The sequence below is a fragment of the Mycobacterium adipatum genome (genome assembly GCF_001644575.1).
Lineage (GTDB): Bacteria > Actinomycetota > Actinomycetes > Mycobacteriales > Mycobacteriaceae > Mycobacterium > Mycobacterium adipatum.
This window is the reverse complement of record NZ_CP015596.1, coordinates 2,108,100-2,123,054: the sequence shown is the minus strand read 5'-3', so window position 1 is coordinate 2,123,054 and position 14,955 is coordinate 2,108,100. Positions and strand designations below refer to the sequence as shown.

The 14,955-nt window shown below is 68.2% G+C and carries 9 protein-coding genes; 4 read left to right on the top strand and 5 right to left on the bottom strand.

Translation table 11 applies throughout. From position 1 onward, the window contains the following. Positions 1 to 20: 20 nt before the first annotated feature. Both A7U43_RS10140 and A7U43_RS10135 read right to left on the bottom strand, forming a co-directional pair. A complete protein-coding gene (locus tag A7U43_RS10140; protein WP_067994291.1) occupies positions 21 to 1,175 on the bottom strand; it encodes an acyltransferase family protein in 1,155 nt (384 codons plus the stop codon). Next, positions 1,172 to 2,854, bottom strand: coding sequence for a DEAD/DEAH box helicase (locus tag A7U43_RS10135; protein ID WP_067994288.1), 1,683 nt, complete (start codon positions 2,852 to 2,854; stop codon positions 1,172 to 1,174). Before A7U43_RS10135 ends, A7U43_RS10140 begins: the two co-directional genes overlap by 4 nt. A gap of 114 nt (positions 2,855 to 2,968) precedes the next feature. Between A7U43_RS10135 and A7U43_RS10130 the strand changes: the two genes are divergently transcribed. The 3 genes from A7U43_RS10130 to A7U43_RS10120 are packed head-to-tail and all read left to right on the top strand — an operon-like array spanning position 2,969 to position 8,368. After that, the gene (locus A7U43_RS10130) at positions 2,969 to 3,493 is read left to right on the top strand and encodes an LppP/LprE family lipoprotein (protein WP_067994285.1); all 525 of its coding nucleotides are present in this window, start codon (positions 2,969 to 2,971) and stop codon (positions 3,491 to 3,493) included. A 52-nt stretch (positions 3,494 to 3,545) separates the two neighbouring features. Continuing rightward, entirely contained in the window at positions 3,546 to 7,001 is a 3,456-nt protein-coding gene (locus tag A7U43_RS10125) for a TM0106 family RecB-like putative nuclease (RefSeq protein ID WP_067994282.1), read from the top strand. Next, complete coding sequence (locus tag A7U43_RS10120; protein ID WP_231963561.1) at positions 6,998 to 8,368, top strand: FAD-binding oxidoreductase; 1,371 nt, start codon at positions 6,998 to 7,000, stop codon at positions 8,366 to 8,368. Before A7U43_RS10125 ends, A7U43_RS10120 begins: the two co-directional genes overlap by 4 nt. 103 nt (positions 8,369 to 8,471) lie before the next feature. On the opposite strand, the gene A7U43_RS10115 is transcribed toward A7U43_RS10120, so the two are convergent. Beyond that, entirely contained in the window at positions 8,472 to 9,695 is a 1,224-nt protein-coding gene (locus A7U43_RS10115) for an ISL3 family transposase (RefSeq protein WP_197499853.1), read from the bottom strand. A gap of 320 nt (positions 9,696 to 10,015) precedes the next feature. Here A7U43_RS10115 and A7U43_RS10110 point away from each other — a divergent pair, with 320 nt between their 5' ends. Next, a complete protein-coding gene (locus A7U43_RS10110) occupies positions 10,016 to 11,314 on the top strand; it encodes an HNH endonuclease signature motif containing protein (protein ID WP_067994274.1) in 1,299 nt (432 codons plus the stop codon). A gap of 211 nt (positions 11,315 to 11,525) precedes the next feature. Here A7U43_RS10110 and A7U43_RS10105 read toward each other — a convergent pair whose 3' ends face one another. Further along, entirely contained in the window at positions 11,526 to 13,451 is a 1,926-nt protein-coding gene (locus A7U43_RS10105) for an MFS transporter (RefSeq protein WP_231963615.1), read from the bottom strand. Positions 13,452 to 13,641: 190 nt separating this feature from the next. Next, complete coding sequence (locus A7U43_RS10100; RefSeq protein WP_082902076.1) at positions 13,642 to 14,904, bottom strand: multidrug effflux MFS transporter; 1,263 nt, start codon at positions 14,902 to 14,904, stop codon at positions 13,642 to 13,644. Between the last annotated feature and the right edge of the window lie 51 nt (positions 14,905 to 14,955).

Genomic DNA, 14,955 nt, shown 5'->3' with positions numbered 1-14,955 from the left:
ACCCTAAATTGTACCGAGGTCTACCGGTCGCGCACCCGGGTGAAGCGGTGCAGCAGCCAGGCCAACGGAATCGTCGCCACCATGGTGCCGAGAAACAGCGCCGTCATCGACCCGGTGTACACCGGGTCGCGCAGGATCTCGACCATCACCACCTCCATGACCACCAGGTGAATCAGGAAGATCTCATAGGAAATCTCCCCGAGGAACACCATCGGCCTGCTGGCCAGCAACCGCGAATACCAGGACCGGTCCCCCGCGCGCGTCGGCCCCGGCAGCGCCAACGGCGCCACCACCAGGGTGGCGATCGCCGCATAGAAGATCGTCTTGACGATGGCCTCGCTCAGCAGCGCGGGCGAGGTGGTCGGCTCCCCCGCGATCGGCGTCGACGCGATGAGATAACTGATCACCGCCAACGGGATGCACACCAGCGCATAGGCGCGCGCGCCCCGAGCCTCCAGGACCGCGAGCAGCATGCCGCCGACAAACCACGCCAGATAGGTCGGCAGCCACAACCGGGCGCCGTCGGGCAGGAAATCGGTGGTGTGCACCAGCACCAGCCAGGCCGGACTCACCGCGAACAGCACGGCCAGCCCGGCATGCAGCAGCGCGGGACGCCAGACGCGACGGCACAACAGCACCAGCAGCAGCCAGGCCAGTGCCGGCAGTGCCACATAGAACGCCGCCTCGACCGCCAGACTCCACATCTGGGTGAGGCCCTGGTGCAGGAACCGGTAGACGTAGTTGTCGGCGTAGATCTGGGTCAGAGAAAGGTTGCGCAGCAACCCTTCCCAGGTGTGGCCGGGGTTGGGTCCGGCATGCCGGAAGTGGTAGAGCGCATAGGCGGCCAGCACGGTGACCACATAGGCCGGCATGATCCGGCGCACCCGGTGCCAGGCGTACCGGCGCACCGAGGGCGGTGCCGCCCCCGCGGCGGCAGCCCTCACCCACGGCCGGAACAACAGGAAACCGGACAGCACGAAGAAGATCGGCACCCCGATCTCGGCGCGGGAGAGCGCCAACCCGGTGTAGCCCTGCGGATACTTGCCGGTGGTGTACGCGGCATGCGTGAGCACCACCAGCAGCGCGGCGACGGCGCGGACACCGGTGAGCGCGGCGACACGCTCGGTGCTCGAGACGGACTCCAGACCCCCCTGGGCCTGTTGCTGCGCCGTCACGAGTCCTTGCGACGGGGCTTGCTGCTCCGTTCCGGTTGCAGATTGATCAGCAGACCCTGGATGCGGGTGTTCTCCAGCTTCTTGTAGACCTCCCGCGGCAACTTGGCGGGCAACTCCACCAGCGAGTGATCGACCTTGATGTTGATGTGTCCGAAGTCGCTACGGTTCAGGCCGCCCTCGTTGGCGATGGCGCCGACGATCGCTCCGGGTGCCACCTTGTGCCGTTTGCCCACCGCGATCCGGTACGTCGCCAGATCGGTGCGGGTGCTGTGCTTCTTACGGCCCGGACCATCCTCGCGCGGCGCCCGCTCGGTGCGCTCCTTGCGCTTCTCCGGTGGCGGCTCGGTCATCAGGAATGCTTCCCCGTCGCGGGACAGCAGCGCCAGCGCGGCCGCGATATCGGCCAACGGCACGTCGTGTTCGCGCTCGTAGTCCTCGATGAGGCGCCGGAACAGATCGATCCCCGGGGAGTTCAGCGATTCGCTGATCGAGTCGTTGAACTTCGCCACGCGCTGCGCGTTGACATCGTCCACCGACGGCAGCTGCATCTCGACCAGCTTCTGGCGGGTGACGCGCTCGATCGAACCGAGCAGATGGCGTTCCCGCGGGGTCACGAACAGCAGGGCGGTGCCCGAGCGTCCGGCGCGGCCGGTACGCCCGATGCGGTGCACGTAGGACTCCGGGTCATGCGGGATGTCGTAGTTCACCACGTGCGAAATGCGTTCCACGTCCAGCCCGCGGGCGGCCACGTCGGTGGCCACCAGGATGTCGATGGCACCGCTCTTGAGCGACGCGATGGTGCGCTCGCGCTGAGTCTGCGGGATGTCGCCGTTGATGGCGGCCGCGGCGAATCCCCGCGCGCGCAACTTCTCGGCGACCTCCTCGGTGGCCTGTTTGGTGCGGACGAACACGATCATCGCGTCGCCCTCCTCGACCTCCAGCAGCCGGGTCAGCGCATCCATCTTGCGCGGGTAGGACACCTGCAGGTAGCGCTGAGTGATGTTCTCGGCGGTCTGCGTCTTGGACTTGACGGTGACCTCGACCGGATCATGCAGGTACTTGCTGGTGATCTTCTTGATGGCCGGCGGCATGGTCGCGGAGAACAAGGCGACCTGCTTGTACTCGGGTGTGTCGGCCAGGATGCGCTCGACGTCCTCGGCGAAGCCCATCTGCAGCATCTCGTCGGCCTCGTCGAGCACCAGGTAGTCCAGGTGCGAGAGGTCCAGGCTGCCCTTCTCCAGATGGTCGATGACGCGACCGGGGGTGCCCACCACGATCTGCGCCCCGCGCCGCAATCCCGCCAGCTGCGGGCCGTAGGACGAGCCGCCGTAGATGGGCAGCACCTGAATGCCCGGCAGGTGCGCGCCGTAACGGCCGAAGGCCTCGGCCACCTGCAGCGCGAGTTCGCGGGTCGGCGCCAGGACCAGGGCCTGGGTGTTCTTGCTGGCGGCATCGATCTTGGACAGGATCGGGATGGCGAAGGCCGCGGTCTTACCCGTTCCGGTCTGGGCCAGGCCGACAACGTCGGAGCCGGCCAGCATGGGCGGGATGGTGGCGGCCTGGATCGCCGACGGCGACTCGTAGCCGACGTCGGTGACGGCCTGCAGCACCGATGGGTGAATCTGCAGGTCAGCAAAGGTCAGTTCGGCGGCGGGGGTGGCTTCATCAGGCGACGTCATTTCATGAGCAGTCTAGAGCGTGACCGGGCCTCGCCCGGACGGATGGCCGCCACGGGTACGGTTCGACCCTGTGAGGTGCTTGCGTTGAGAGCTCCAGTTCTGGCGGTCGCCCCCATGCTGGCCCTGGTGTTGGCCGGCTGCGGATCCAGTGATTCCACCGTCTCCAAGACCCCCGATGACCGCCCGCCGGTGACGGCGCCGGCCAGCGCGCCGGTGCCCGCACCCACCCCGACCGGCCCGGCCCCGGTCACCCCGGTGCCCGATCCGTGCGCCGTGAATCTGGCCGCCCCGGAGATCACCCGCGCGGTCTCCGAACTACCCAAGGATCCGCGCAGCAATCAGCCGTGGAGCCCGGAACCGTTGGCGGGCAACTACAACGAGTGCGCGCCGCTGTCGGTGGTGATTGTCAAGGCGAACACCAACGCCGACAATGCCAACACCCGCGCGGTGATGTTCCACCTCGGCAAGTTCATCCCGACCGGGGTGCCTGATACCTACGGTTTCAACGATATCGACCAGGCCATGAGCACCGGTGACACCATCGCCCTGAAGTTCACCGGCGGGGTGGCCGGGCTCGACAGCGTGGTGCGGTTCCGCTGGAACGGCAACGGCGTGGAGCTCATCGGCAACACCGGCTGACACCGCCCCCCGCTCGGCCACCTGTGTCCGAGGTCTCCCCTAGCCTGAGTGGGTGTTCCTAGACGACGGGGCCGGCGGGCTGGTGATCTACAGCGCCTCCGACCTCGCGGCCGCCGCGCGGTGTGAATACGCGCTGCTGCGTTCCTTCGACGCCCGCCTCGGCTGGGGGCCCCGCGTCAGCACCGACGATGAGCTGCTGGCCCGCACGGCCGATCTCGGGCACGAGCACGAGCAGCGACACCTCGCCGCGATGCGGGAGGCCACCGACGTCACCGTGATCGGCAGGCCCGCCTACACGGTGGCCGGGCTCACGGCGGCCGCCGAACACACCATGGCCGCCGTCCGCCGCCGCGATCCGGCCATCTACCAGGCCGCCATGTTCGACGGCCGGTTCGCCGGTTTCGCCGACTTTCTCACTCTGCAAGCCGGCCCTCGCGGCGGGCGCTACCGCCTGCGCGACACCAAGCTGGCCCGCTCGGTCAAGGTGGAGGCGCTGCTCCAGTTGGCCGCCTACGCCGACGCGCTGGCCACCGCGGGCGTCCCGGTCGCCGACGAGGTCGACCTGGTGCTCGGCGACGGCGCGGTCTCCAGCTACCGGGTCGACGAGCTGCTCCCCGTATACCGGCCGCGCCGCGAGGCCCTGCAGCGACTGCTCGATGCACACCTGGCCGGCGGTGTCCCGGTGTCCTGGGCCGACGACGGGGTGCGGGCCTGCTTCCGCTGCCCCGAATGCAGCGCCCAGGTCGCCGAATCCGATGACCTGCTGCTGGTCGCCGGCATGCGGACCAGCCAGCGCGCCCGGCTCATCGACGCCGGCATCAGCACGGTGCACCAGCTGGCCGCACACGACGGGGCCGTCCCCGAACTGTCCAAGCGCACCGTCGCCGCGCTCACCGGGCAGGCCCGCCTGCAGATCGCCGACAGAGTCGTCGAGAACGGCAACGTGAAACCCCCCTTCGAGGTCGTCGACGCCCAGCCGCTGATGGTGCTGCCCGACGCCGACAAGGGGGATCTGTTCTTCGACTTCGAGGGCGACCCGTTGTGGACCAGCAATGGCCGGGACTGGGGGCTGGAATACCTCTGGGGCGTGCTGACCGTCACCGACGAGTTCACCCCGTTCTGGGCGCACAACCGTCCCGACGAGCGTCAGGCGCTCTTCGACTTCCTGGAGATGGTGCGCAAGCGTCGCAGGCGCTACCCGAAAATGCACATCTACCACTACGCGGCCTACGAGAAGAGCACCCTGCTACGGCTGGCCGGGCGTTACGGTGTCGGCGAGAACGCGGTGGACGACCTGCTGCGCAACGGTGTGCTGGTCGACCTCTATCCGTTGGTGCGCAAGAGCATTCGGGTCGGCGCCGAGAGCTACAGCATCAAGTACCTGGAACCGCTCTACATGGGTAACGAGTTGCGCAGCGGCGAGGTCACCACCGCCACCGACTCCATCACCCAGTACGCGAAGTTCTGCGCGCTGCGGGAACAGGGCCGCACCGACGACGCGGAGGTGGTGCTCAAGGAGATCGAGGACTACAACCGCTATGATTGCCGCTCCACCCGTCGGCTGCGGGACTGGCTGGTGGCCCGCGCCATCGAATCGGAGGTGCCGCCGCGCGGCCCACAGCCGGTGCGCCTTGCCGAACCCGACGGCGCCGCAGAGATATCCGACGCGGTGCACCGCGCCCTGATGAAGTTCGCCGGCGATGGTGTCGAGGAACGCACCGTCGAGCAGACCGCCGTCGCGATGGTGGCGGCGGCACGGGGCTTTCACAAGCGCGAGGACAAGCCCTTCTGGTGGAGCCACTTCGACCGGGTGAACAACCCGGTCGACGAATGGTCGGACAACACCGGTGTTTTCGTCGCCGAGGAAGCCGAGATCGTCAACGACTGGCACCAACCGCCCCGCGCGCGTAAGCCCCAGCGGCATGTCCGGCTGACCGGCGAGCTGGCCAACGGCGAACTCGCCAAGGACATGTACGCACTCTACGATCCACCCGCGCCGGCCGGGCTGGCCGAGGATCCCGATCGCCGTGCGTTCGGTTCGGTGGCCGTGCTGGAATGCGATGACCCCGAGGTGCCGACCTCGGTCATCGTCTGCGAACGGCAGCCCAAGGACGGTGGCGAGTTCGACCAGTTACCGTTCGCGCTGACTCCCGGGCCGCCCATCAACACGCGACCGCTGCAGGAATCCATCGACGCCACTGCGGCGTCGGTGGCGGCCGGGCTGCCCACCCTGCCGGCGGACGCGGTGACCGACGTGTTGCTGCGCAGACCGCCGCGGACCGTCAGCGGGAATCCGCTGCCGCGACCGGACACACCCACCGACCACGCCGACACCATCACCGCTGCCCTGCTCGACCTCGACAATTCCTATCTGGCGGTGCACGGCCCGCCCGGAACGGGAAAGACTTTCACCTCGGCCGCGGTGATCGCGGGTCTGGTCAACGCGCACCGCTGGCGCGTCGGCGTGGTCGCCCAATCACATGCCGTCGTCGAGAACCTGCTCGACGGTGTGGTGCGTGCCGGGGCCGACCCGATGCGCGTCGGCAAGAAGAAGGCCCGCGAGGGGGTGCCGTGGTCCCAGATCGCCGAGAAGGACTACCCGGCTTTCATCGCGGCGGACGGCGGCTGCGTGATCGGCGGCACCGCTTGGGATTTCGCCAATGACGGACGGGTCCCGCGGCAGAGCCTCGATCTGCTGGTCGTCGAAGAGGCCGGGCAGTTCAACCTCGCCAACACCATCGCGGTGGCCTCCGCCGCGCGCAATCTGCTGTTGCTCGGCGACCCGCAGCAGCTGCCCCAGGTCAGTCAGGGCACCCATCCCGAACCGGTCAACGAATCGGCGCTGGGCTGGCTGGTCGAGGGCCACCACACGCTGCCCCCGGAACGCGGGTACTTCCTGGAGGTGTCCTACCGGATGCATCCCGATGTGTGCCGGCCGGTGTCCCGGCTGTCCTACGACGGGCGGCTGCAGGCCTACGAAAAGGTCAGCGCGGCCCGGCGCCTCGACGGTGTGGCGCCGGGGGTGCGGGTGCTGGCCGTCGAGCACAGCGGCAACTCGACCGAGAGCCCCGAGGAGGCCGACGCGATCATCGCCGAGATCGTCGCGCTGCTGGGCTGCCCGTGGACCGACGAGGACGGCACCGTCGCGCTGGGGCAGCAGCACATCCTGGTGGTGACTCCGTACAACGCCCAGGTGGTGCTGCTGCGCCGGCGCCTCGACGCCGCAGGGCTGCCCGATGTGCAGGTCGGCACCGTGGACAAGTTCCAGGGCCGGCAGGCCCCGGTGGTCTTCGTGTCGATGACGGCATCCTCGATCGACGACGTGCCGCGCGGTATCGGCTTCCTGCTGAACAGGAACCGGCTCAACGTGGCGATCAGCCGAGCCAAGTATGCGGCGGTGCTGGTGCGCTCGGCGCGGTTGACCGACTATCTGCCCGGGCAGCCGGACGGACTGATCGAGCTGGGCGCGTTCCTCGCCCTCACCGCATGTGATACACCCACCACATGACCGCCCCGCTGTCCGCCGCCCTGATCGAGCAGCTCGCCGTGATCGTCGGCGCGAGTCAGGTGAGCACCGATCCCGACGTGCTCTCCGGCCGCTCGGTCGATTACACCGGTCGCTACCAAGGACAGGCGGGCGCGTTGGTGCGACCGGGAACCGCCGAGGAGGTGGCCGCGGTGTTGCGAGCCTGCCGCGACGTCGGGGTGTACGTGACGGTGCAGGGCGGGCGCACCTCGCTGGTGGCCGGCACGGTGCCCGAGCACCACGACGTGCTGTTGTCCACCGAGCGCCTCACCGCCATCGACGCGGTCGACACCGTGGAACGCCGGGTGCGAGTGGGCGCCGGCGCCACCCTGGCCGCGGTGCAGCGCGCGGCGAGCGCGGCCGGCTTGCTCTTCGGGGTGGATCTGGCCGCGCGCGATTCGGCCACGGTGGGTGGGATGGCGTCGACCAACGCCGGCGGTCTGCGTACCGTGCGCTACGGCAACATGGGCGAACAGGTCATCGGGCTGGACGTGGCGCTGCCCGACGGGTCGGTGCTGCGTCGCCACAGCGAGGTCCGCAGCGACAACACCGGCTACGATCTGACCGCGCTGTTCGTCGGCGCCGAGGGCACTCTCGGCGTGATCACCGGACTGGACCTGCGGCTGCATCCCATTCCCGCGCATCGCGTCACCGCGGTCGCCGGCTTCGACGACCTGGACGCACTGATCGCCGCCGGGCGCCGGTTCCGCGACGCCGACGGGGTGGCCGCCCTCGAACTCATCGACGCGCGTGCGGCGACCCTGACGGCGGAGCATCTCGGCGTACCTGCGCCGGTGGCCGGAGCGTGGATGCTGTTGATCGAACTGGCCGGCGACGCCGACCACACCGAAAGCCTGGCCGAGATGCTGGAGGACGCCGACCTCAGCGGTGAGCCGGCCGTCGGTATGGACACCGTTGCCTCCCAACGGCTGTGGCAGGTCCGCGAATCCGTGGGCGATGTGCTCGGCGCCTACGGACCGCCGCTCAAGTTCGACGTATCACTGCCCTTGGCGGCGATCGCCGGGTTCACCACGGCCGCTGTCGATCTCGTCGCCCGGCACGCCCCGGAGGCGATCCCGGTGCTGTTCGGCCACATCGGCGAGGGCAACCTGCACCTGAACCTGGTGCGGTGCGCCCTCGACGGTGACCGGGAACACGCGCTGTACTCGGCGATGATGGCGCTGATCGCCGAGCACGGCGGCAACGTCAGTTCCGAACACGGGGTCGGGACCCGCAAACGTGACTACCTGTCGATGGCCCGGACCGAGTCCGATATCGCCGCCATGCGCGCGGTCAAGTCTGCGCTGGACCCGACCGGATATCTGAACCCGGCGGTGCTGTTCGTCTGACAGGCCGCCGATACCGGGTTCACGCCCGGCTGGCAAGCACCCTCCACATTTTCCCTTGCGCGGGGACGTGATTCGGCGTAGCATCGAACATAAGTGCGACTCCTCATGTTTTCGTGGGTAGTTTTGGGCGTAATCCGCCGAGGCAGAGGTAGATCATTGCGGTCAGTGCTCGGGCGGAGTGGTGGCCGTAGCCGCGGGCGTTGATGAGGCGAATCTTGGCGTTGATGCCCTCAATGAGGGCGTTGGATATTCCGAGTTCGACGGCGGCGATGATGGCGTCGAAGTGTTCTTGGAGGCGTTTGCCGAGTTCGACGAATGAGGGGATGCGGCTGCGTTTGGCCGCGGTGATCCAGGCCTTGAGGAGTGCGCGAGCGGCGCCGGGTTCGTGATCGAGTCGGTAGAGGTCGCGTAGTTGTTCTTTGAGGGTCCATGCTCGTCCGACGCGTCGGCTGGCGCGCGCGATCTGGTTGACCAGTGCCCGTTTGGTGTCGTTGAGTTTGTTCTCCCCGGTACGCAGGGCCCATCGGGTTTGACGCCATTGTGCTGAGGTCATGACGACTTTGTTCGGGCCGCTGGCGGCGTCGGCGAAGACGCGGTCCAGGGCTCGGTTGACCCACAGCATGATGTGGAACGGGTCAAAGCAGATGGTCGCCGTCGGTGCGTGTTCTCGGGCGGCAGCTTGGTAGGCCTTGCTGACATCCATGCTGACCGCTTCGATGGTTTCTAGGTCCGAATCTGGTTGGGATTCAAAGAATGCTGCGAATGAGTCTTCGCTGCGTCCGGGCTGGACATTGATGACGGTTCCTGTGTCGTGATCGCCGATGATGGTCAGATAGTGGTGCGGGTGGCGGTAGCAGATCTCGTCGACACCGATGCGGTAGAGGGTGTCGAGTCGGCGTTGATCAAGCAGCTCATCGACTCCGCGGGTGATGATCGAGGTGACCGATTCCCAGCTGCACCGCATCAGGGTCGAGACCGTCGTGCGGTCGGTGCGCTGAGCAAGCCACAACACCATGTCTTCGAAGTCTCGGCTGAACCTGGCTCCCGGTCGGGCCCAGGGCACGTCTTCGGTGATGACCCCGCAATCCGGGCAGTGCAACCGGCGGATGCGGTAAATCAGCCATAGTCGTTTGGTGCCCAGGTCGAGGTGGCGCCATCGCCGCCGGCGACGGTCATAGACGGCCCTCACGCGTTTGCTGCAGGGGCAGGTCAGCAGCCGCGTTTTGGGCCGTACGGTGATCTCTACATCGTGGTCCCCGATCGACACGTCGACCACCGATGCGCCGGGGATCTGAAGAAGACGGTTAAATGCAGTACTGACGCGCACGCGGATGGATCCTCTGGTTGAGGTTGGTGTGGTAACCCCGAAACCTAGAGGCACACCGCGTGCGCGTCCTTCATCTCTACGCTGACACGCCGAGAGCGCTTGTGCTGCAGTATGAACCGGCCCTGAACAGCAGAAAAGCGCCCACTAGAACACTAGGAGCGCCACATAAGTTCGAATGCGACGTGGCTCCCATTACGACTCGGTGAGCTGCAGACCGCGACTTCGGTCGCCGCCAGGTTCGGCTGCCCCTTCGGGAGCCAGTCGGACCGTGTTGACTGATCGTGCGCTGTGCGCACCTTCTGTGAAAGCCGGTATCCCTTATGGACGCCACCCACTTCAACACCTTCATCGACGCGCTCCTCGACGATCTCACCCCGGCACCCGTCCCGGAGGACGAGGCCGACCGGAGGCTGTGTCACCTGCTGGATTCTCCTCGGCGCATCGTGGATGAACCGGCCTTGCTCGCGGTACTGGCTGCCGCTGTCACGGCGCGCAACGTGTTCGACCATGTGATCGCCCAGGCAGTCGCCGCCGCGGAACGCGCCGGTATCCCGGCGCGGCGGCATCTGCGCACGGGGGCCGATCTGCTCACCAGTATCGGGGTCGCTCCGGGTGCGGCGTATCGGGCGGCTCGGGTGGGGCGGGCGGCAGAGGCCTTGCCGGCGCTGACGGCGCAGCAGCGCCTCGGTGGGGTCGGGATCGAGTTCGCCGACGCCGTCGGCAAGGGCGTCAGTCACATCGAATCCCGTGTCGCGTTGTCCGATGACGAGCGCGCCGAGGTCGTCACCACCCTGATGATTCAGGCCACTCCGTCGGGGGTGGATAAGAAGGCCCGCGGGATCGCCATCGCCAAAGCCGCCACCTCATCCCCCGAGGAGGGTGCGGTGCCGGTGGCGGAGAACACCGACCTCAACGACATGACCCTCATGGTCAATGACGAAGGACGGGTCAACGTGACCATGGATCTCGATGCGCTCACCGGCGAGGAACTCATCGCAGCACTCGATCCACTATGCCGGCCCGTGCCACTACCGGACGGCTCACCCGACCCCAGGCCGGCCGGTCGACGTCGCGCCGACGCCTTCGGACAGATCATGCGGACCTACCTCTCGAACTCGCAACGCCCGATGTCGGGGGGCGTACTCCCACACGTCACCCTGATCCGGCACGGCGTGGACACCCTCGGGTTCGGTGGCCCGGTCAGCGCCGCGACCGCCGAACTCATCGCGTGTGACAGCACCCTCACGACGGTGCTCGTCGACGCCGCCAGCGCACCCCTGGATGTGGGGCGCAGCGAACGGCTGTTCACCCCGGCCATCCGCAAAGGGTTGGCGGTCCGCGACAGGGGCTGCGCACACCCCGGCTGCGGCAGGCCGGTGTCCTGGTGCGACGCCCACCACATCACCCCCTGGGAACACGGCGGCACCACCAGCCTCGACAACGGCGTCCTGCTCTGCCGACTGCACCACACCGCCATCCACCACGGCGGCTGGCAGGTCTACCTCGGCCCCGACCGCCACCCCTGGTTCATCCCACCCCGCGCCCCGGGCACACCCGAGCCGGCGCACCTGCGCTCCCACGCCCGACGCACCATGACCGACCTACCCACCGCGGCATAACCACACCTGCACCGCACCTTGACAACTCCACAGAGAAAACCGCCCGCACAGCGGGTCCGGCGGCACAACACCCCGCCGGACCCGCCACCACGGATCGCGCCCGTGGGACGTACTCCTTGGCCGGCGGTGCCGCGAACTCACCCAATGGTGTTGGTGCACAACGCGTGAAGCACCGTCACCCGAAAACCATCGAGCGCGCAGCGCGCGCCGATCAGTCCTCGCGGGAGTGCCTGCCGCGATTCGGCCGGGAATGCCGGCCCGAGGACTCGGGCTGCTCGTGAGCCGAAGGCGGTTCCAGCGGCTGGAACCAGCCCTGCTGGTCGGTGTGAAACCCGTTGCGCGCGTGACCGATCTGATCGCCGGCCGGAGCGGCCAGCACGTCGTCGAGGATACTTGGCCACGCCGCGTCGTGCGGCCGATCCTCGACCACCGCCTCTTGTGCCGGCTCGTGTACCGACTCGGTGTCATCGATGACGTGCTGCCAGGTCTCGACCGGCCCGGGATGCCAGGTGTCGGCGGGCGCGGGTAGCGGATGCTCGACATGCTCGAACAGGCGATCGGTGGTCGGCTCCGCGGGTTCGTCGCCGAGAGCCGGGATCAGATCTGTCGGCGGGTCCGCGACGCGCACCGGGTGCTGCCAATCCACCGTGTACTCGACGTAGTCGTCCTCGTCGTCCCACTGTTCGTCGAGCGAGTGCTGCTCGTCAATCGGGCGCACCTCGGCGGCGGGTTCGCCCTCGGCGGTGGGCCCGGTCGCGAAACCGCGCAGGAAGATCGCGCCGACCACACCGATCAGGGCGATGAACGCCGGCAGCAACAGCGACTGCGCGAGCGCCTCGGAGAAGGCACCGTGCAGATACCCGGGCAGTGCGGGGGCCGGACCGTCGGCGGTCACCTCGACACCGGCCGCCGACAGTTCCGCACTGATCCGGACCGTCATGAACGCCGCCATCGCGGCGCTGCCGAGAACCGCGCCCACCTGCCGCGTCGCGTTGTAGACCCCTGACCCCGCGCCGGCGGCCTGCGGTGACATGTTCCGGGTGGCGGTCGCGGCCAGCGGCGAGAAGATGAACGCCATGCCGACGCCCATCGCGGTCAGCGGCAACAGCAGCCGCCAGATCGGTGTCGTCGGGGTCAGGTCGAACGACAGCCAGGTCAGTGCGATGGCCGCCGTGGAGAAACCGAACCCGATGACCGGCGTCGGATGGGTGCGGTCGACGATGCGTCCCACCAGCGGGGCCAGCGCGCCGGAGGCGATCGCCATCGGTGCCGTCAGCAGCGCCGACCGGGTGTAGGACAACCCCGCCACCACCGGCGCATAGAACATCACCGGCAGGATCATGGCGGTCACCACGAAGCCGATGACGGCGCCGCCCAGGGCGGACAGGGTGAAGTTGCGGTCCCGGAAGATCTGCAGCGGAATCAACGGCTCGTGAGGATTGACCGACTGCCAATAGACGAACGCCACCATCAGGGCGGCTCCACTGGCGATGACCGCCCAGATCCACGGCTCCCACTGGTGCGACTGCCCCTCCTGCAGCGCGAAAACGATGAGGAACATCGCCAGGCCCGACAGGGCGACACCCAGGATGTCGAACCGGTGCAGGGTGGTGGGCAGGGTGGGCACCAGCCACAGCGCCAGCCCGAGACCGAGGATGCCGATCGGCACGTTGACGAAGAAGATCCACTGCCAGCCGAGGCCGTCCACCAGGACTCCCCCGGCGATCGGGCCGACCAGGGTGGCCACCCCGGCGGTCGCGCCCCACACGCTCATCGCCACGCCGCGACCAGCAGCCGGGAAGATGCGGGTGATCATGGACAACGTCTGCGGCGTCAGCAGTGCGGCACCGAATCCCTGCACCACCCGAGCGGCGATGAGCATTTCGATGGAACCGGCCAGCCCGCACCACAGCGAGGCGGCGGTGAACACCGCCAGCCCGATGAGGTAGAGGTTCTTGGGCCCGAACCGGTCACCGAGGCGGCCCGCCACCAACAGCGGGACGGCGAAGGCGAGCAGATAGGCGCTGGTCACCCAGATCACACCGTCGTAGTCGGTGTTCAGCTCCTCCATGATGCGCTTGTTGGCGACGGCGACGATTGTCGAGTCGACGAGGATCATGAAGAACCCGACCAGCATCGCCCAGAGGGCATGCCAGGGATTGGCCGGGCGGGCTCCCTCGGTCAGTCGGGGGGCCGTGGGCACGCGTCGATCAGCGGGGTTCTCGAACATCTACTTCGTCATCGGGAGATTGGCGATCTGCCCGACGCTACGGACCCGCCCGATTCCCGACAAGTCAGGGACGATCACACCGCGACAACCGGGGTGATCACGCCGGTTCGGGCAGTGGATCGCCGAGCACCTCGACGGCGTCTCCCTCGGCGTGGGACGGACGACCGACGAACACCATGGCCGCCAACGCGACCGCCGACCCCACCAACATGACCGACGCCAGCGCGAACTCGTTGTTGCCCAGCACGCCGACCACCGGGGCCGTCACCGCACCGACCCCGAACTGGGCGGCGCCCAGCAGCGCAGCCGCCGTGCCGGAGGCTTCGTGGTGCCGGGACAGCGCGACGGCGGGCGCATTCGGCAGCACCAAGCCCATCCCGCCGAGGATCACCAGCACGGGTGCCAGGAACCCCGCCAGCCCGGCGACCCCGGTCACCGCCAGCGCGACGAACACGATCGCGGCGATAACCGACACCACCAGCGCGACGCGCATGATCGCCTGCGGGGAGAACCGGCGCAGCAACACCACATTGGACTGGGTGGCCCCGATCAGGATGATCGCCCCAGCGGCGAACACCAGCGCGAAGGACTGCTGGTTCAGCCCGTAGTCGCCCTGGAGGACGAACGGCGCGGCGGCGATGTAGCCGAACAATCCGGCCATGCTCAGCGCGGCCACCAACACCAGCGTCATGAAGCGGAAATCGCGCAGCAACGCGCCGTACGTGGTGACGATGGACCGCACATGCAGCGGACGCCGGTGCGACACCGGGAGAGTCTCGGGCAGCGCGAGCGCCGCCAGCAGCAACAGCGCGCCGGCGAGCACCACCAGCACGGCGAAGATCCAGTGCCACGACGCCTTGAGCAGCACCACCGCACCCAGCGACGGCGCGATGACGGGCGCCACGCCGAGCACCAGGATGAGCCGGGACATCACGGTGGCGGCGGCGGAGTCGACGTACAGGTCGCCGACGACGGCAACGGCCACCACGGCCGCCGCGGCGGCACCGAACCCCTGCAGCACCCGCCCGGCGCCGAGCACCTGAATGTTCGGCGCGAACAGGCACACCAGCGAGGCCAGCATGTGCAGCGCGATACCTGCCATCAACGGGACACGGCGGCCCAACGAATCCGAGAGCGGTCCGATGATCAGCTGCCCGAAGGCCAGCCCCGCCAGCGTGCCGGTCAAGGTCAACTGCACCACCGACGAGGACACCACCAGGTCGTCGGCGATCCGCGGCAGCGCCGGCAGATACATGTCGATGGTCAACGGCCCGAGCGCGATCATCAGTCCCAGGACGGTGATGATCCGGAGTCTGCTGGGCTCCACGCGCTCGGTTGTCACGCCCGGGGATGTTGCCACGACTATGGCCAGCGCCGCACCGAGGTTTTTTCTTCCCGGGCCGGCCCGTGA